This window comes from Ralstonia sp. 1138, assembly GCF_040544795.1.
Taxonomy (GTDB): domain Bacteria; phylum Pseudomonadota; class Gammaproteobacteria; order Burkholderiales; family Burkholderiaceae; genus Ralstonia; species Ralstonia flatus.
In genome coordinates, this window is record NZ_JBEPKQ010000003.1 from 616,649 (window position 1) to 635,665 (window position 19,017).

A 19,017-nucleotide genomic window follows, 5' to 3' on the forward strand; every position below is an offset into this window, starting at 1 on the left:
GCTACCAGGTGTCGATGAAGCGGCGCGTGGCCGGGTCGCGTGTGTGCCTCGGCGGCGCGGGCGGCGCCGATTGCAACCCGCGCAGCAGCCAGCGGCGCGTATCGGCCGGGTCGATCACCGCGTCGATCTCCAGATAGCTGGCGATGTTGAGCGCGCGGCCTTCCTCGTAAGCCGCATCGACCATCTTGCGGAACAGGGCCTCGCGTTCTGCCGGGTCTTCCACGGCTTCCAGCTCTTTGCGGTAACCCAGGCGGATGGCACCTTCGATGCCCATGCCGCCAAACTCGCCGCTCGGCCACGAGGCGGTGAACAGCGGCGCGTGAAAACCGCCCGCTGCCATGGCCATCGCCCCAAGGCCGTAGCCTTTGCGCAGCACGACGGTGAAGAAAGGCACGCGCAAGTTGCCGGCCGTCACGAACATGCGGCTGACGTGGCGGACGGTGGCGGTCTTTTCCGCCTCGGGCCCGACCATGAAGCCCGGGGTGTCGCACAGCGAGACGATCGGTAGATCGAATGCGTTGCACAGCTGCATGAAGCGCGATGCCTTGTCTGCCGCTGCAGAGTCAATGGCGCCCCCCAGATGGCGTGGGTTGTTGGCAATGCAGCCGAAGGCGCGGCCCTCGATGCGGATCAGCGCGGTGATGATGCCCACGCCAAAGGCCTGACGCAGTTCCAGCACAGACCCTGTATCGGCCAATGCATCGATTACAGCGCGCATGTCATAGCTGCGCATGCGGTTTTCAGGAATTACGTGGCGCAAGTGGCGCACGTCGCCGGCTTCCCAATGGGCGAGCGGCCCCTGGAAATAGCTCAGGTAGCGGCGCGCGGCGTCCACGGCTTCGGCTTCGTCTTTGACGAGCACGTCGATCACGCCATTCGGCGCCTGCACGTTGACGGGGCCGACTTCCTCGGGCGCGTAGACGCCAAGCCCGCCGCCTTCGATCATGGCAGGGCCGCCCATGCCGATGGTTGCGTCGCGCGTGGCGATGATCACGTCGGCGCAGCCGAGCAGCGCAGCGTTGCCCGCAAAGCAGCGGCCCGAGACGATACCGACGGTCGGCACCAGCCCTGAAAGACGCGCGAAGTGGATGAAGGTCGGGCAGTCCAGGCCGCTGACGCCGCGCTTTTCAGTGTCGCCCGGCCGGCCGCCGCCGCCTTCGGCAAACAGCACAACGGGTAGCTTCCATTGCTGCGCCAGTTCCAGTGCACGGTCGGTCTTCTTGTGGTTGAAGGTGCCCTGGGTGCCCGCCAGCACGGTGTAGTCATACGCGAGCACCATGCAGCGCGCATCCTGATCGGGGAAGTGCGCGCCGTTGACGGTCCCGATGCCGGTGATGATGCCGTCGGCCGGCGTCGAGCGAATCAGGTCGTCGAGCGCGCGCCTTTGGCGTTGCGCTGCGATGGCCAGCGCGCCGTATTCGATGAACGAGTCGGGGTCGCACAGGTGCGCGATGTTCTCGCGTGCGGTGCGCTGGCCCGTCTTGCGGCGGCGGGCGACGGCCTCCGGACGGTTCGCGTCGAGGCCGAACGCATGGCGCTCGATAACGGCTTGCAGGTCGGGGCGAATGTGGTCGAGGTCGATCTCGGCATTGGCGGCTGCGGTGTCATGTTGTGCGTCGGCGGGCTGCAGCACGGCCAGCGGCTGGCCTTCGCGCACTGTTGCGCCCGACTGCGCGCAGACCTGCAGCACACGACCGGCTGCGGGCGCGGTGACGACGTGCTCCATTTTCATCGCTTCAATGACGGCCAGCATCTCGCCGCGCGCGACGGTGGCACCGGCTTGTGCATGCATCTGGATCAGCGCGCCATCCATCGGCGCGGTAAGCACTTCGGCCTCGTCAGGAAGCTCGTCGAGGAATGACGTAGCGGGCGTCAGGTCTGGGGTGGCGGCCGACGTGGCGTGCAGTGCAGGATGCGCTTCGCCGTTGCCGGCGGCCAGGTCGGCGAGCTTCGCATCGAGAAACTGCGTGTGCACGGCGTTGGCCTGCACGTCAGCATCGCGCAGCAGGTCTTGCAGCAACCGCTTGTTGGTGGCCAGCCCTTCGATGCGGAATTCGCACAGCGCGCGGTACGCCTGTGTCAGCGTCTGCGCATATGTGCCGTGCGGCGCGTGGACGATCAGTTTGGCCAGCAGCGAATCGAAGCGCGGGTTCGGGCGGTAGCCCGCATAGCCGCAGGTGTCGACGCGCACGCCGGGGCCGTTGGGCGGCTCGAAGGCGGTGAGCATGCCGGTGGACGGGTGCGGCTGACCGCTTGCATCGAGGGTCTCCGCATTGATGCGCACCTGCACGGCGTGCCCGCGCGGCGCGATCGGCTGAGCAAGCCCGACATCTGCGAGCGACGCACCCTGCGCCAGCGCCAGCTGGGTCACGACCAGGTCGATACCTGTCACCATTTCCGTGACCGTGTGTTCGACTTGCACGCGCGGGTTGGCCTCCATGAAGTAGAAGGTGGCGTGCGGCGTGCCCGCGCCTTCCACGAGGAATTCGAAGGTGCCGATGCCGCTGTAGCCTGCGGCCTTGGCGAGCGTGACGGCCGCATCGGCAATGCGCGCACGCAGCGCATCGTCCAATGCCGGGCTGGGCGCGATCTCGATCAGTTTCTGGTGACGGCGCTGCAGGCTGCATTCACGCTCGCCGAGGTGCGTAACGTGGCCGTGCGCGTCTGCGACGATCTGGATTTCGATATGGCGCGGCGCGGGTACCAGCGCTTCCACATAGACGTCGCTGCCACCACCTGCGGCGGTCGCTTCAGATACGCAACGCGCGTACGCATCGGCAATCGCCTGCGCATCGTGCACGGCGCGCATGCCGCGTCCGCCGCCGCCGGATACGGCCTTGATCATCATGCCGTGCGAGGGCGGCAGCGCGGCGAAGAAGGCGCGCGCCTCTTCCAGCGTGGTCGCACCTTGCGTGCCGCTGACGATGGGAATGCCGGCCTCGTGCGCAAGGGCCCGAGCGCGTGCCTTGTCGCCGAAGAGTTCGAGCACGCGCGCTGATGGTCCGATGAACTGCACGCCGGCCTCTGCGCACTGGCGCGCGAAGGCCGCGCTCTCGCTCAGGAAGCCGTAGCCCGGGTGAACAGCATCGGCACCGACTGCGCGTGCAGCGTCGAGGATGGCCGCACCGTCGAGATAGGCACGCGGGCCGGTTCCAGGCAAGGGCACGGCTTCATCGGCGCGTAGCGGATGCAGCGCGTCGCGATCGTCTTCGGAATAGAGGGCGACGGAGGGCAAGCCGATCGTGGCGGCTGCGCGGGCAATGCGAATGGCGATCTCGCCGCGATTGGCGATCAGCAGTTTGCGAAACGTCATGGAGCAGAGGTGGGTTAGAGCTGTTCAGCGAGCGGCGCGAGGTCCTGCTTGCGCACCTTGCCGGTGGCCGTGAGCGGCAGTGCATCGACAATGCGCACGATGGGCACCTTGTAGACGGCCATGTTTTCGCGGCACCAGCCGGTGAGCGTGGCACTGTCCAATGTGCCGACGGCCTCGGGGCGCAACATCACGAAGGCGACGGGCAGCTGGCCGCGTTGCGCGTCGGCGCGGCCGACCACGGCAGAACCGAGGATGGCGGGGTGCTTGCCGAGCATGGCCTCGATCTCCGCCGGGAATACGCTCATGCCATTGACCTTCAGCATCTCTTTGCGGCGGCCGAGATAGTGCACGTAGCCCTGTTCGTCGATGCAGCCGATGTCGCCGGTGTGGAACCAGCCGTTGCGCAGCGTCTGCGCGGTGGCGTCCGGCTTGTTCCAGTAGCCCTTCAGCAGCGTTGGCGTGCGCACGCAGAGTTCGCCTTCGGCGCCGATCGGCATGAGTTCGTGCGTGTCGAAATCGCAGATCTTGAAGTCGGTGCCGGGCACCGGCAGCCCCACGAAAATCGGCTGCGAGCGCAGATCGAAATCATCGTCCTGCATGCCGACCGTGAAGCTGTTGCAGGTCTGCGTTTCCGTCATGCCCCACGCGCTCTCGGCCATCATCGAGCCGGTCAGTTCGCGCCACGCGCGGCGGTATTCCGGGTTCAGTTTCTTCACGAATGACGACACGCCCGTGTGCCGCAGCGAACGCAGGTCGTGCGCATGCACACGCGGATGCGCCATCACCTCCGCCGCGCTGTCGACCAGCATCGAACCGTTGGTCACGCGGTAGCGCTGCACGCCAGCCATGAAGGCCTCGGCATCCCAGCGCGCGAGCAACACCAGCGGCACGCCAAGGAAGGCAGGGAAGATCAGCCCGGTGTTTTCGCCCGCGATCCAGAATTGCGGGTAAAAGCTGAGCAGGACGGTGTCGGCATCCGCGCGCAGCGACACGGCCGAGAACGCAGCCGCCATGTCGACCATGTCCCCTTGCGTGTGGATGCAGCCCTTCGGTAGCCCCGTCGTGCCGCCGGTGTAGTTGAGCGCGGCAACCGCATCGAGCGAGCCCGGCGGTAGGGGGATCGGCGTGGTCTGCGCCAGTGCCGGCAACAAGTCGATGGCGTCTTCGCAGGGCAGCACTGGCTCGGTCAGCATGGCCGGCAGCGGCAGCGTCGGCTCTGCGGGGAGCACATCTGCGTAACGTGTGACGAAGACGTGCTCGATCGATGTTTCGGCGCCCACGTCACGCACCAGCGGCATGAGGCGGTCCAGCGTGACGATGGCGCGCGGTGTCGCGTCGCTCAGCGCATGCATCAACTCGGCGCGCTGTGACAGCGGACTGATCGGAACGTACACGGCGCCCAGCTTGAGAATGCCGAAGAACACGGCATTGAACTGCGGGCAATTCGACAGGAAGACCGCCACCCGGTCGCCCGCGCCAATGCCGTGTTGCGCGAGCAGCGCGGCAAAGCGGTCCGACAGATCGTCAAGCTGGGCGAACGTTGTGTCGTGCCCGTAGAAGTGGATGGCCGGCTTGTCTGGCGTGGTGCGCGCCCAGTGCCGCAGATAGTCGGTGAGGGCAACGCGCCCGATCGGGTAATGCGGCTCACGCGGGGTATCGACCGGCCATGCGCGCGCCCAGAGCGCGCGAACGCGGCCGAGATACTCGGACTCGTCCATCGCCAAAGCTTGTCTCCGTTGGGTTGTGCAGTGCGTGCGCAGCGTGGCGCCGCACTATCTATACTGAAAAGTAATTTTTTATACCAACGGGTAAGAATATAGAAAGCGTTCTTTGATGCGTCAAGCATCGAAGCGAAGATGTCGCCAAGATGCGTGCATGCCACGGCGCATCTGCGGGCGACATGCGAAAATATGTGTCATGTCCACCGTCCGCAAATCTGCCGTTTCTGACGTGCAACCGTCTGCTGAAACCGAGGCCGCCGAGGCCCCCGGCGTCACACCGCCGGCCACGCGCCCGCACATCGCCGAGCGGCAGGAGGCCCGCCGCCGGCAGATTCTCGACACAGCCGCGCAGCTCTTCTTCACCAAAGGCTATGCCGGCATGACGATGAGCGACCTGTGCAACGCGCTCGGTGTGACCAAACCGGCGGTGTACTACTACTTCACCGACAAATACGAGATCTTCGACATCCTGTGCCGCGAGGCCGCGCAGATCTGCCTGTCGGCGATCCGGGAAACCGCCGATCCGGCCTTGCCCGTGCGAGAGCGCCTGCAGGCCTGTCTGCTCGAAATGGCGCGTCGGTGCATCGACTGCCACTACGCCGCGGCACTGACGTATCGCGATCGGCAATACCTGCGCCCGGAAACGGTGGAATGGCTGCACGGCATGTCGCGGGCGTATTACCGCGATCTCTATGCGCTGCTCGACGAGGGCAAGCGCGCCGGCGTGTTTGACTTTGGCGATGCGCGCGTCGCGGCGCACTCGATGGGCGGCGTGATGGGATTCATGTATACGTGGCACGACCCGTCGCGCATCGACGCCGGGGTGCTGGCGCACGAGCTGTCGAGCGCCATGATGAAGATCATTCTGCCGGCTGCCCCGGCTTCTGGCGCTACGCGCGCGTCTTGATCGTTGCGCCGGCTGGCGCCTTCGGCAGGGCGGGCAGGCGGAAGATCTCCGGCGTCATCAGGTCGATGCCGCAGTCGAGCGTTTCGACCCAATCGATGAACCGGTTGACCATGGCTTTGCCGCGAAACGCCTGGCCGTGCTGCGGCACGATCCATTCGATATCGAGCCCCCGCACCATCTGCGCCCACAGCCGGCATACCCGGTTGCCGCTCATGTAGCGACGGTGGAAGGGCGCCATCAGCGGCAGGTGCGCATCAAAATCGCCCACGGGCTTGGCTGCAACGTTGGCATGCACCATCGATGCACCCAGATCGCCCGAGAACAGGATCCGCGACACCGGATCGTAGAACTGGAAATTGCCTTCCGAATGCAGGAAATGCGCGGGCACGGCCAGCAGATGCGATTGCCCCAGCGGAATCGCCATGCCCGTATCCGGGATCGGCACGATGCGGCCTTCAGTCTTGCCGACGTTGCAGAAATGCGGCAGGAAGCGCTCCCACACGCGCGAGATCAGGATGTCGCAGCTGGAACTCGTGAGCCATCTTCCCGCCGAGGCGACGATGTCCGGGTCCGCATGCGAGGCCAGTACGTAGTCCAGCTGCTTGGGCGGAAAGTACCGGTTCATCGCCAGAAACAACGCGTTGTAGGTCATCTGGCCGCCCGGATCGATCAGCGCGCCGTGGCCGTGATCGACGATGAGGAACTGGTTGGTCTGCACGGGCAGGTCGTCGTGATCGTCGACCAGGTCGGAAAACATCAGGCAGACATGCTCGGGCGATTCATAGAGCGTGGTGACCATGGGAGAAGGCAGGGCGCAGGTTGGAATGCCTGGATGGTGGCGCAGCGCGTGCCCGGCCCACTTGATCCGTGTCAAGGCAGCTGTGGCGCTGCCGTCGGCTGGTGTGGGCGGATCATCCGTCCCGGGCCGGTTCTCACGTGATAAACTTTTGATTTTTAACGCTTTGCGCGAGCCGCACGCGGGTTTTCCGCCTGGGTTTGGCGCGCCGCCATGCCAACCGGCATGCCGCATCTCCCCCTATGAATACTGCAACGATGTCTGAAGCGTCAGAAGCACCGGCCAATGAATCGGTGACGTTCGACAGCTTCGGCCTGCATCCGGACGTCCTCCGCGCGCTGACCGAAAGCGGTTACACCAAGCCCACGCCCATCCAGGCCGCCGCCATTCCGGTGGTGACCGCCGGCCGCGACGTCATGGGCGCCGCACAAACCGGCACCGGCAAGACCGCCGGTTTCTCGCTGCCGATCATCCATAACCTGTTGCCCGATGCCAATACGAGCGCGTCGCCGGCGCGCCACCCGGTGCGGGCGCTGATCCTCACGCCCACGCGTGAACTGGCCGACCAGGTGTACGACAACGTTGCCAAGTACGCGAAGTACACGGCGTTGCGCAGCGCCGTCGTGTTCGGCGGCGTCGACATGAACCCGCAGACGGAGCAACTGCGCCGCGGCGTCGAAATCCTCGTGGCTACGCCGGGCCGCCTGCTCGACCACGTGCAGCAGCGCAGCGTGAACCTGTCGCAGGTGCGCATGCTGGTGCTGGACGAAGCCGACCGCATGCTCGACATGGGTTTCCTGCCCGACCTGCAGCGCATCATCAACCTGCTGCCGGCACACCGCCAGACCCTGTTGTTCTCGGCGACGTTCTCGCCGGAGATCAAGAAGCTGGCCGCCAGCTACCTGCGTCATCCGCAAACCATTGAAGTGGCCCGCAGCAACGCCACGGCAGAGAACGTCCGCCAGGTCATCTACACCGTGCCGGACAACCACAAGCAAGCCGCGCTCGTGCACCTGTTGAAGCAGCGTGCCGAGCAAGGCCTGCCGCGCCAGTGCATCGTGTTCTCCAACAGCAAGATCGGCTGCTCGCGGCTGGCGCGTGCGCTGGAGCGCGAAGGCATCAACGCCAACGCCATCCACGGCGACAAGACGCAGACCGAGCGCATGCAGACACTCGAAGCGTTCAAGCAAGGTACCGTCGATGTGCTGGTCGCCACCGACGTGGCAGCGCGCGGTCTCGACATTTCGCAGATGCCGTGCGTGATCAATTTCGACCTGCCGTTCAACGCAGAAGATTACGTGCACCGCATTGGCCGCACGGGCCGTGCCGGTGCTTCGGGTGATGCCCTGTCGCTGTTCGCCCCGGGCGATGAACGTCTGCTGGCCGATATCGAAAAGCTGATCAAACGCAATCTGCCGCGCGAGCAACTGGCCGATTTCGATCCGACCGGCGAACAGGCGCGTGACCGTGAGCGTCGCGAGCGTGACGAAAAGCGTGCTCGCAGCGAAGTTCGTCGCGCCCGTGAGCGCGATGAGCGTAACGGCGCCCGCGTGCTCGATCACACGATCGTGCGCCCGGCGTTCCGCCCATCGGACGATCCGTTCTTCAACCGCCCGTACGAATCGTCCGTGCCGGCAGAATCGGCGGAGGCCGCCAAGCCGGCACAGCCCGCCGGACACCCGCGCACCGCCAAGCGGCCTATTGCGGCCCTGCTCGGTGGCGTGCCGCGCAAGCGTTAAGTCAGTCGACGGAAAGCGGCAGCGCTCCTGCCGCCCGGGTCAATTGCATCAGGCCAGCTGCGCCAGGCGATTGGCCCATGCCGGGACGGCGTCCCGGTAGAACCCTTCCACATCCCTTGCACGAATTTCCAGCCCCAGGTGCTGCGCCGCCTCGGTGAGCGCGGCCAGCGGTTGGCTGCGGTTGATCGCGCGCGCGCCGGTCTGCTTGCTGAGCTTTTCGCCGTCTGCGTTCACGACCACCGGCACGTGCAGGTAGCGCAACGCCGGCAAGCCCAGCAGCTGTTGCAGATAGATCTGGCGGGGCGTCGAGTCGAGCAGGTCGGCACCGCGCACGACGTCCGTGATGCCTTGCGCGGCATCGTCCATCACCACCGCAATCTGGTACGCCCACATGCCGTCGGCGCGCTTGAGCACGAAATCGCCGACAGCCTCGGCCAGGTTCTGGCATTGCGTGCCTTGCCAGCGGTCGTCGAAGCAGACCGTGGCCGCGTCGGCGTCTGGCACACGCACGCGCCATGCGCGCGCGGGGCGGCCGTGCAGCCCGTTCCGGCACGTGCCGGGATAGATCAGCGTCTGGTGACGCACGTGCCCGTTCGCGTCGATGCTGGTGACGGAATCCGCAATTTCGCGGCGCGTGCAGCCGCACGGGTAGAGGCGGCCGACGGCCTGCAACTGCTCAAGCGCCTGTTCAAAGCGCGGAAGGTGTGTGCTCTGCCACTGCGGGGCTTCGTCGGGAGTGAGCCCGAGGGCTTCCAGCGTAGCAAGGATGTCGCGATCGGCGCCGGGCACATTGCGCTGGAAGTCGATGTCTTCGATGCGCACGAGCCACGTCCCGCCGTGGACGCGCGCATCCAGCCAGCTTGCCAATGCGGTGACCAGCGAGCCGATATGCAGCGGCCCCGTGGGCGAGGGCGCAAAACGGCCACGGTATTGGCCGCGCGACGAGTTGGCGGATTCCGGAAAATCGAGATTGGCTTGGGACAACGCAACGCTCCAGGCGCAGAGGTCGATTGCGCTATTGTGCGCGATTTGGCGGCCCCAGGCGCCTACTGCATCATCAAGGCCTGCCCCAGGCGCGGGTCTTCCAGCTTGTCGACCCACCATTGCAGTGCCTTGCCGCGCATGTTGTTGCGCCATGCCACCTGGAATGTGCCGGCGCGCTTGTCTTCGGTGGTTTCCTTGGCGATCAGCACGCCGGAATCGAGATACGGTTGCGCCAACGGCACCGGCAGCCAGCCGCAGCCCAGGCCGCGAATCTGCGCTTGCACCTTGTCCGCCATGGACGGCACCACGAGCGTGTCCTGTCCGGCCATCACGCCGATGGTGCGTGCAGGCAGGTTGCGCGACGTATCCCCCACGGCAACGATGCGATGCCGCGTAATGGCCGCGGCAGGCAAGGGCTCTTCCAGTTGCGCGAGCGGATGGTGTGCCGCCACCGCAAACACGAAAGGAATGTTGCCCACCGTGCGCGTCTGAATGCCCTGCACCTGCATCACTTGCGCTGGTCCGATCAGCAAATCCGCGCGGCCCGAGAGCAGCGCGTCCCACGTGCCGGCCAGCACCTCACGGCAGAAGCGCAGGCGCGTGGCCGTGTTCTCCGCGTAGAAATCCTGGATGACGGGCATCAGTGCGCGGAAGTGCACGAGATCGTCGACTACGATGGTCAACGTGGCTTCCCATCCGGTGGCGAGGCGTTTGACGCGGCGGGCGAGTTCATCCGCTGCCTGCAGCAGGTGGCGGCCTTCGTCGAGCAGTGCGCGGCCGGCGGGCGTGAGTTCAGCCCGGTGGCGGCGTCGGTCGAACAGCAGGACGTCGAGATCGTCTTCGAGCTTGCGCACCACATAGGTGAGCGCGGACGGCACTTTGCCGAGTTCATGTGCCGCGGCGGCAAAGCTGCCCTTGCGTTCGATCGCGTCCAGCACTTCCAAAGATTCCAGCGAGAGCGCCATATTCAGAATTTTTGATGTATTGAATCAAAGCTATACCGCGCAACTATAGCCAATCTGCGTACCATTCACACATCGACGCAGTAATTTGGATAGGAGATTCATCAAAATGATTGAAATCCGCCCCTCTCAAGATCGCGGGTACGCAGACCACGGCTGGCTGAAGTCGTATCACAGCTTCTCGTTCGCCGATTACATGGACCCGGAGCACGTTCAATTCGGGCCGTTGCGCGTCATCAACGAAGACCGCGTCGCCGCCGGCATGGGCTTTGGCACCCATGGCCACCGCGACATGGAAATCATCAGTTACGTGCTGGACGGTGAGTTGGCGCACAAGGACAGCATGGGCAACGGCAGCGTGCTGCGCCGGGGCGACGTGCAGCGCATGACGGCTGGGACAGGCGTGCGTCACTCCGAGTTCAACCACGCGCAGGACCAGACCACGCATTTTCTGCAGATCTGGGTGCTGCCGGCGCAGTTGAACCTGACGCCGGGCTACGAAGAACGCCATTTCGACGAGGCGGCCAAGCGCGGCAAGCTGGCCCTGATCGCCAGCGCCGACGGCCGTGACGGATCGGTGAAAGTGCACCAGGACATGGCGCTCTACGCCGGCAAGTTCGATGGCGCAGAAACTGCGTCCCTGCCGATCGCCGCAGGCCGCCGCGCTTATGTGCACGTCGTGCGCGGCAAGGTGAGCGTCAACGGCCGCACGCTGGTGGTCGGCGACGCCGCCAAGCTGACGCAAGAGGAAGCGGTAACGCTCTCCGGCGGCGAAGACAGCGAAGTGCTGGTGTTCGATCTGCCGTAATGTGGGTGGCGCACGCTCTGTGCGCCATTTTTCTTTTCCGTTGTTCCCCGCCGTACCCCTAACCCCAAGAGGATTCCCATGGCACGAGTTGCAGTCGTTTATCACAGCGGTTATGGCCACACCAAGAAGCAGGCCGAGGCCGTATTTGCAGGCATTCAAGGCGCCGGCGCCGAAGCACACCTGATCTCCGTCACGGACGTCAACGACGACACCTGGGCGCTGCTTGCCGGCGTCGACACGATCGTCTTTGGCGCGCCGACCTACATGGGCGGCGTGTCGGGCGACTTCAAGAAATTTGCCGATGCATCGTCCAAGGCGTGGTTTACCGGTGCGTGGAAGGACAAGATCGCTGCGGGGTTCACGAATTCCGCATCGATGAACGGTGACAAGTACGCGTCGATCCAGTATCTGTGGACGCTGTCGCAGCAGCACGGAATGATCTGGGTCGGCACGGGCATGATGCCGGCCAACAGCAAGGCGGCCACGCGCAACGACGTGAACTACCTGGCTGGCTTTGGCGGCGCGCTGGCGCAATCGCCGTCGGATGCGAGCCCGGAAGAAGGTCCGCTGCCCGGCGACCTGGAGACCGCCAAGCTGTTCGGCGAACGTATTGTTGCCATCACGAACCAGTTCGTGCGTGGTCGCCAGTAAAGCGGATCGCCGAAAGAAAAACGCCGGCATGTCCGGCGTTTTTTTTTGCTGGCGCGCTGCGAAGGGTCAGAAGCGCATGCCGGCTCCGCAGAAGACGCCGCGGTTCGATCCGCCCTCGCAACTCGCCGCGCAACCGCCCAATGCCGCAAGGCACAGCGCGGTGACGAGGAGGCCGGCGGCGAGGCGCTTCATGCGGCGGCGCGCGTTTGGTTGCCGGCGCAATGCGGGCAACGCTGGCCGGGGATGTAGTCCGGGGACTGCTGCTCTTCCGGCGTCACCACGGCGCGGCAGGCAAAGCATTGCTTCGGCCCTGCCGGCAGCAGTTCGGCATTGAGCGCTGTGCGGTGATCGAACACAAAGCAATCGCCGTCGTAATGGGCGCCGCCGACTTCCTCGAAATATTTGAGGATGCCGCCTTCGAGCTGATAGACGCGCTCGATACCGATCTCCTGCATGTGGATCGCCGCCTTTTCGCAGCGGATGCCGCCGGTGCAGAACGACACGACGGTCTTGCCGGCAAAGTCCTCCTTGTGCGCGGCAATGGCGGGCGGGAATTCAGTGAACTTCTTGAGGTTGTATTCGACGACGTTCTTGAACGTGCCCACGGCGACTTCATAGTCATTGCGCGTGTCGAGCATCACCACGGGGCGGCCTTCGTCGTCGTGGCCCTGGTCGAGCCAGCGCTTGAGGTCGGGCGGCGCGACCGACGGCGCGCGGCCTTCTTCCGGGCGGATCAGCGGGTGGCGCATGGTGATGATTTCTTTTTTCAGGCGCACCAGCAGGCGGCGGAACGGCTGGTGATCGGACAGGCTTTCCTTCGGTGCCAAGTCAGCAAAACGGGGGTCGGCGCGCAGCCAGCCGACGATGCCGTCAATGGCCTCACGCGAGCCGGCCAGGAAGATGTTGATGCCCTCGGGCGCCAGCAGCACGGTGCCCTTCAGCTCGCGCGCCTGGCACTCGGCCAGCAGGGCGGGGCGCAGGGTCTCGCGGTCATCGAGGGTGACGAATTTGTAAGCGGAAATATTGACGATCTGCATGTGCTGCCGCGCCGTTTTCCGGCGCCTTGGGTAACCCGTTGATTCGTAAGCCGAAATTATAGCCGCCCGCGCAGCCGTGCGGGGTTGCTGCAGGTCAATCGGGCATGCCCGGAATGCTTTGCGGAAGGTGTCACCCGTTACAATACGCGGATGAATTCGCCGCGCTTCGTCCACCTCCGTCTCCACTCCGAATATTCCGTCGTCGATGGCAACGTCCGTCTCGACGATGCCGTCAAGGCTGCCGCCAAAGATGGCATGGGCGCCTTGGCGCTGACCGATCTCGCCAACGCCTTCGGGCTGGTGCGTTTCTACAAGGAAGCGCGTGGCAAGGGCGTGAAGCCCATCGTCGGGGCCGACGTGTGGATCACTAATCACGACGAGCGCGACAAGCCGACGCGCCTGCTGTTGCTGGTGCGTGACAAGCAGGGTTACCTGAACCTGTGCCAGTTGCTGGCCCGGGCGTGGCTTTCCAATCAACATCGCGGCCGCGCGGAAATCGCCCCCGAATGGTTCGACGAGCCGGGTGTTGAAAACGCGCCGCTGGCCACCGGTCTGCTGGCGCTCTCGGGCGCGATGGCGGGCGATATCGGCATGGCGCTGGCCAACGGAAACGATGCGCTGGCGCGCAAGCTCGCGACGCATTGGTCGCGCGTGTTTCCGGGCGCTTTCTACATCGAGCTGCAGCGCGCCGGGCACGCCGGCACCGAAGCCTACATTCAGCAGGCCGTGAAGCTGGCCTCGGCCATGCAGTTGCCGGTGGTGGCCACGCATCCGGTGCAGTTCATGACGCCGGACGATTTCACGGCCCACGAAGCGCGCACGTGCATCGCCGAGGGCGAACTGCTCGCCAATCCGCGCCGCGCCCGTCGTTTCACGACCGAACAGTATTTCAAGACGCAGGACGAGATGTGCGCGCTGTTTGCCGACATCCCGTCTGCGCTGGCCAACGCGGTGCAGATCGCGCAGCGCTGCAACCTCAAGCTGGAACTGGGCAAGCCCAAGCTGCCGCTGTTCCCGACGCCCGATGGCATGTCGCTGGATGACTACCTCGTCCAGCTCGCCAAGGAAGGGCTGGAAAAGCGCATGGAAGTGCTGTTCCCCGACGAGGCCGTGCGCGAATCCAAACGCGCCGAGTACTACGCCCGCCTGGAATTCGAGACCGGCACCATCATCAAGATGGGCTTCCCCGGCTACTTCCTGATCGTTGCAGACTTCATCAACTGGGCCAAGAACAACGGCGTGCCGGTGGGGCCGGGCCGGGGCTCGGGCGCAGGTTCGCTGGTGGCGTATGCGCTGGGCATTACCGATCTGGACCCGCTCAAATACAACCTGCTGTTCGAGCGTTTCCTGAATCCGGAACGTGTGTCGATGCCCGACTTCGACATCGACTTCTGCCAGCACGGCCGTGACCGCGTCATCCAATACGTGAAGGAAAAGTACGGCAAGGACGCCGTCTCGCAGATCGCCACGTTCGGCACCATGGCCGCCAAGGCCGCGGTGCGCGACGTGGGCCGCGTGCTCGATCTCGGCTACAACTTTGTTGACGGCGTGGCCAAGCTGATCCCGTTCAAGCCGGGCAAGCTCGTCACGCTGGAAGAAGCGAAGAAGGAAGAGCCGCTGCTGGCTGAGCGCGAGGCCAACGAAGAAGAGGTCAAACAGCTGCTGGAACTTGCACAGCGCGTGGAAGGCATGACGCGTAACGTCGGCATGCATGCGGGCGGTGTGCTGATCGCCCCGGGCAAGTTGACCGATTTCTGCCCGCTCTACACCCAAGGCGGTGAAGACGCCGGCGTCGTCAGTCAGTACGACAAGGACGACGTGGAAGCCGTCGGCCTGGTCAAGTTCGACTTCTTGGGCCTGACCACGCTGACGATCCTCGACTGGGCCGAGCGCTACATCCGCATGCTCGATCCGTCCAAGGCGGATTGGAATTGCAGCCACATTCCGCTGACGGACAAGAAGGCGTTCGACATCCTGAAGACGGCCAACACGGTCGCTGTGTTCCAGCTGGAAAGCCGCGGCATGCAGGGCATGCTGAAGGACGCCAAGCCTGACCGCTTTGAGGACATCATCGCCCTCGTGGCGCTGTATCGCCCGGGCCCGATGGACCTGATCCCCAGCTTCTGCGCACGTAAGCACGGCCGCGAGAAGGTGGAGTACCCGGACCCGCGCGTCGAGCCGGTGCTCAAGGAGACCTACGGCATCATGGTCTACCAGGAGCAGGTGATGCAGATGGCGCAGATCGTGGGCGGTTACTCGCTCGGCGGCGCTGACTTGCTGCGCCGCGCGATGGGTAAGAAGAAGGCCGAAGAAATGGCCGAGCATCGCGCGTTGTTCCGTGCGGGCGCAGCCAAGGACGGGCTCTCCACCGAAAAGGCCGATGAAATCTTCGACCTGATGGAGAAGTTTGCAGGCTACGGCTTCAACAAGTCGCACGCGGCCGCATATGCCTTGCTGGCGTACTACACGGCGTGGCTCAAGGCGCATCACCCGGCCGAATTCATGGCAGCCAACATGTCGCTCGCCATGGACGACACCGACAAGGTCAAGATCCTCTACGACGATGCCCGTGGCAAGAACGGCCTGACCATCCTGCCGCCGGATATCAACGCCAGCCAGTATCGTTTTGCACCGACCGACGCCAAGACCATCCGCTACGGACTGGGCGGCGTGAAGGGCAGCGGCCAGGGCGCAATCGAAGACATCCTGCGTGCACGCGAAGACGGCCCGTTCAAGGACTTGTTCGACTTCTGCGAACGCGTCGACCGCCGCCAGGTCAATCGCCGCACGATCGAAGCGCTGGTGCGCGCCGGCGCCTTCGACAGCCTCAACGCCAACCGTGCGCAGCTCCTCGCTTCGATCGGCCTGGCCATGGAAGCCGCCGAGCAGAAGGCGGCGGCCGCCAACCAGGTGTCGCTGTTCGACCTGATGAGCGGTGACGATGCAGAGCAGCATCGCCCCGAACTCGTCGACGAACCGGCCTGGACGACCAAGCGCAAGCTGCAGGAAGAAAAGCAGGCGCTGGGTTTCTACCTTTCTGGGCACCTGTTTGATGAATACCGCGACGAGGTGCGCCGCTTTGCACGCACGACGCTGGCCGATCTGGCCCGCGAAGTGACCGACAAGGGCAACGGCGGCGGCTACGGCAACCGCGACGCACGTAACAAGACGGTGGCCGGCGTGATTGTCGGGCAGCGCACGCAGATGACGCAGCGCGGCAAGATGCTGATCGTCATGCTCGACGACGGCTCCGCCAGCGAAGCCACCGAAGTGACGGTCTTCAACGAAGTCTTCGAGGCCAATCGCGCGCTGTTCAAGGAAGACGAAGTGCTGATCGTGCAGGGCAGCGCCCGCCATGACATGTTCACTGGCGGTGTGCGTGTGACCGCCGAATCCGTCATGGACATGACCCAGGCGCGCGCCAAGTTTGCGCGGGCGATTCGGCTGTCGATGAACGGCGATTCGACAGCGGCCAAGCTGCGCGATCTGCTTTCGCCGCACGTGGCGGCAGATGGCAATGGCGTCTCGGTACGCATCAACTACGTTTGCGAGCAGGCCCGCTGCGAAGCCGTGCTTGGCGACGCGTGGCGCATTGTTCCGAGCGAAGCGGCAATCGCCGCGCTGCGTCAGGCGCTGGACGCCGAGAACGTGGCAACGGTGTACGAGTAGTTCGAAGATGGCGCGGGGGGCGCCATTGCCGGGCGGGTGCTCGGCACGACTGCAGTCTCAATACGATTATTACTAGAGCATCCATGAACGTCGGAATCTCGTGCAACGCGCTGGGCTACAGCGGCGGCAGCGAGCGCTACGCGATGGACCTGGTGCGCGGTCTGCATGAGCGCGCCATCCGTCCTGTGTTCTTCGCCAAGATGGTAGACAAGGCGCTTCCCGAATACCGCCAGGTCAAGGCCGTTGCATTGCCCACGCGCAAGCTGCCCGGCAAATTGAATGACCACGCGTTCGGCTGGCTTGTGCGCTATCTGGCCAAGCGCGAGCGCATCGATCTGATGATCGGCTGCAATCGCACGGGCGCTTCGGATATCGCGATTTGCGGCGGTACCCACGTCGGCTATCTGAAGAGCTTTTCAAAAGAGCCCGCCTTCTGGGATCGCCAGCAGATTGCCCTGGAGCGCCGGGACTATGTGCGCTCGCACGTTGTCGTCGCACACTCGCGGCTGATGGCGCAGGAAGTGCTCGACTACTACGACATTCCCGCTGACAAGGTAAAGACGGTGTACCCCCCCGTGAGTGAGACGAAGTTCTCGCCGGTGGATGAAGCGGAGCGTCAGCGCCTGCGCGATGAGCTTGGCTTCGCGAAGGACCGCGTCACGTTTGTGTTCCCGTCGTCGAGTCACAAGCGCAAGGGCTATCCGCTGCTGGAGGCGTTTTTCTCGAAAACGGATTTGCCTGTGCAGCTGGCGGTGATCGGGCGGCCGGTGTCGTCGTCCTCGCCCAACATCCGCTACCTGGGATACCGCAAGGACATCGAGAACGTCTACCGCGCGGCGGATTACACGATCCTCGCTTCGCACTACGAGCCGTTCGGGCTGATCGGAGTGGAGTCGGTGCTGTGCGGCACGCCCGCCGTGCTCGCAGCCAATATTGCCTGCACCGAGGTGATCTCGGAAGACGGGGCGCCTACCTTCGACCTGGATGATCCGGCCACGCTCGGGCGCACGATTGAGGCGGCTGTTGCGCGTGTGCACGCGGGGCAAGCGCGCCTGTCAAATCCGCGTGAGCACCTTCGCTATGACCCGGGCATCACGGCGCACATCGACGCGCTCCTGGCGCTTGCCCCTGGCGCGGGGACATTGCGATGAGCGGCTTGATGCAACGTGGCCGGACGCTGATAGCGAGCGCGCCGGCGGCGCTGGCCGTGTTCGGAATCTCCATCCTCCCGGCCTTCATGCTGTCGGTCCGTGGCGCAGCGTTCCTGTCGTTCTTGCTGCTGCTGGTGGCCGCGTTCTGGTCGATGCTCGCCGCGCCTGCAGAGGTGTTGAGCCAACTGCGGACGATGTGGCGCGAACATCGCTGGCTGATTCTCGCCATGGCCGCCATGCCGACCGCCATGCTGATCAGTGCTCAGTTGAACCCCGCGGCGCCGCGCAGCGTGCCATTTGCCTATGGCCGGCTCTGGCTGTTCGGGCTGGCGCTGTTTGCGCTGTTGCAATTGCGGCCTAAACAGCTGGAGAGCGTGCAGTGGGGATGTGTGGCGGGTTCCCTTGCCTCTGCAGTGTGGGCGTATTTCGAATTGCGGGCCGGACGCGTTGGCACCGTTGGCGCGTTTTCCAATGCCATTCCATTTGGCAACCTTTCGCTGCTGATGGGATTGTTCGCACTCATATCGATTGGTTGGGCGAAAGGTGACGGCTGGGCCCTGATCGGGCTGCGTCTGTTAGCGGGCGGCGCCGGGCTCTATGCGTCGTATCTGTCGCAGGCGCGTGGTGGGTGGATTGCAATCCCTGTGCTCTTGCTGATTGCCGTGGCGACGCTCCGGCATGTCGACTGGAGGAAGCGGGTGGCCACCTTGCTGGGATTCTTTGCGTTGCTGGCGGCTGTTTGCATTTCTTCAAGCGTCGTCCAAACCCGCTTCGATCAAGCGATCGGTGATGTGCGCGCCTATCAAGCTGGCCAGACCAACACTTCGGTCGGTATTCGCTTCCAGCTGTGGAAAGCCGCCACGCTAATGTTGACGCGTCACCCGCTGGCCGGGGTGGGAAGAGGCCAATTCGGGCCCGCTCTCAAGGCAATTCACGCTGAAGGCCTCATCACGGAGGAAGCGACTGCCTTCGAGCATGCCCACAACGAGTTTCTATACAATGGCGCCACGCTTGGCGTGCTGGGCATCGGCGCATTGCTGGCGCTGTACCTGGTGCCCGCCGCCTACTTTCTGCGCGCCGCGCTGTGTGACGACCGCATCTTGCGCACGACGGGCGCGATGGGCCTCACGTTGTGTGTCGGCTTTCTACTGTTCGGGCTGACCGAAGTGATGCTGATCATCGCGCAGACGGTCGTGTTCTACAGCGTGATGGTGGCCGTGTTCACCGCGCATATTCACCGGCGCCGGCAGCAGCTTGGTGCCGCTCCTGTTTTCTGAGA

Annotated in this window: 14 protein-coding genes; 7 read left to right on the plus strand and 7 right to left on the minus strand. The window is 64.6% G+C overall.

Annotation, left to right across the window (positions count from 1 at the left end):
- Nucleotide 1: 1 nt before the first annotated feature.
- The gene (locus ABIC76_RS15720; RefSeq protein WP_354534529.1) at nt 2-3,313 is read right to left on the minus strand and encodes a carboxyl transferase domain-containing protein; all 3,312 of its coding nucleotides are present in this window, start codon (nt 3,311-3,313) and stop codon (nt 2-4) included.
- Nucleotides 3,314-3,327: 14 nt separating this feature from the next.
- Complete coding sequence (locus tag ABIC76_RS15725) at nt 3,328-5,031, minus strand: AMP-binding protein (RefSeq protein WP_354534530.1); 1,704 nt, start codon at nt 5,029-5,031, stop codon at nt 3,328-3,330.
- 199 nt (nt 5,032-5,230) lie between these two features.
- Between ABIC76_RS15725 and ABIC76_RS15730 the strand changes: the two genes are divergently transcribed.
- The gene (locus tag ABIC76_RS15730; protein ID WP_354534531.1) at nt 5,231-5,941 is read left to right on the plus strand and encodes a TetR family transcriptional regulator; all 711 of its coding nucleotides are present in this window, start codon (nt 5,231-5,233) and stop codon (nt 5,939-5,941) included.
- Here ABIC76_RS15730 and ABIC76_RS15735 read toward each other — a convergent pair.
- The gene (locus tag ABIC76_RS15735; protein WP_354534532.1) at nt 5,925-6,740 is read right to left on the minus strand and encodes an oxygen-binding di-iron domain-containing protein; all 816 of its coding nucleotides are present in this window, start codon (nt 6,738-6,740) and stop codon (nt 5,925-5,927) included. The two genes, ABIC76_RS15730 and ABIC76_RS15735, sit on opposite strands and share 17 nt — an antisense overlap.
- 254 nt (nt 6,741-6,994) lie before the next feature.
- Between ABIC76_RS15735 and ABIC76_RS15740 the strand changes: the two genes are divergently transcribed.
- Nucleotides 6,995-8,476, plus strand: a complete 1,482-nt coding sequence (locus tag ABIC76_RS15740) for a DEAD/DEAH box helicase (RefSeq protein ID WP_410003873.1) — start codon at nt 6,995-6,997, stop codon at nt 8,474-8,476.
- A 48-nt stretch (nt 8,477-8,524) separates the two neighbouring features.
- On the opposite strand, the gene gluQRS is transcribed toward ABIC76_RS15740, so the two are convergent.
- Together gluQRS and ABIC76_RS15750 are read right to left on the minus strand one after the other, a co-directional pair.
- Complete coding sequence (gene gluQRS / locus ABIC76_RS15745) at nt 8,525-9,460, minus strand: tRNA glutamyl-Q(34) synthetase GluQRS (protein ID WP_354534533.1); 936 nt, start codon at nt 9,458-9,460, stop codon at nt 8,525-8,527.
- A gap of 62 nt (nt 9,461-9,522) precedes the next feature.
- Nucleotides 9,523-10,425 carry a LysR family transcriptional regulator gene (locus ABIC76_RS15750; RefSeq protein WP_102066496.1) on the minus strand — a complete coding sequence of 301 codons (903 nt, stop codon included), beginning with the start codon at nt 10,423-10,425 and terminating at the stop codon, nt 9,523-9,525.
- Nucleotides 10,426-10,531: 106 nt separating this feature from the next.
- Between ABIC76_RS15750 and ABIC76_RS15755 the strand changes: the two genes are divergently transcribed.
- A complete protein-coding gene (locus tag ABIC76_RS15755) occupies nt 10,532-11,230 on the plus strand; it encodes a pirin family protein (RefSeq protein WP_102066495.1) in 699 nt (232 codons plus the stop codon).
- Between the two features lie 78 nt (nt 11,231-11,308).
- Nucleotides 11,309-11,881 (plus strand): flavodoxin family protein, encoded by a 573-nt coding sequence (locus tag ABIC76_RS15760; RefSeq protein ID WP_027680925.1) that lies wholly within the window; start codon nt 11,309-11,311, stop codon nt 11,879-11,881.
- Between the two features lie 66 nt (nt 11,882-11,947).
- On the opposite strand, the gene ABIC76_RS15765 is transcribed toward ABIC76_RS15760, so the two are convergent.
- On the minus strand, nt 11,948-12,073 hold the full coding sequence (locus tag ABIC76_RS15765) for a hypothetical protein (protein WP_257878181.1): 126 nt from the start codon (nt 12,071-12,073) through the stop codon (nt 11,948-11,950).
- Nucleotides 12,070-12,918, minus strand: coding sequence for a sulfurtransferase (locus ABIC76_RS15770; RefSeq protein WP_354534534.1), 849 nt, complete (start codon nt 12,916-12,918; stop codon nt 12,070-12,072). The genes ABIC76_RS15765 and ABIC76_RS15770 overlap by 4 nt, the downstream gene beginning before the upstream one ends.
- Nucleotides 12,919-13,068: 150 nt before the next feature.
- Between ABIC76_RS15770 and dnaE the strand changes: the two genes are divergently transcribed.
- From dnaE to ABIC76_RS15785, 3 genes are all read left to right on the plus strand, one after another.
- On the plus strand, nt 13,069-16,587 hold the full coding sequence (dnaE, locus tag ABIC76_RS15775) for a DNA polymerase III subunit alpha (RefSeq protein ID WP_102066493.1): 3,519 nt from the start codon (nt 13,069-13,071) through the stop codon (nt 16,585-16,587).
- Between the two features lie 83 nt (nt 16,588-16,670).
- Nucleotides 16,671-17,738, plus strand: coding sequence for a glycosyltransferase (locus ABIC76_RS15780; protein ID WP_354534535.1), 1,068 nt, complete (start codon nt 16,671-16,673; stop codon nt 17,736-17,738).
- On the plus strand, nt 17,735-19,015 hold the full coding sequence (locus ABIC76_RS15785; RefSeq protein ID WP_354534536.1) for an O-antigen ligase family protein: 1,281 nt from the start codon (nt 17,735-17,737) through the stop codon (nt 19,013-19,015). The genes ABIC76_RS15780 and ABIC76_RS15785 overlap by 4 nt, the downstream gene beginning before the upstream one ends.
- The last annotated feature ends 2 nt before the right edge of the window (nt 19,016-19,017 follow it).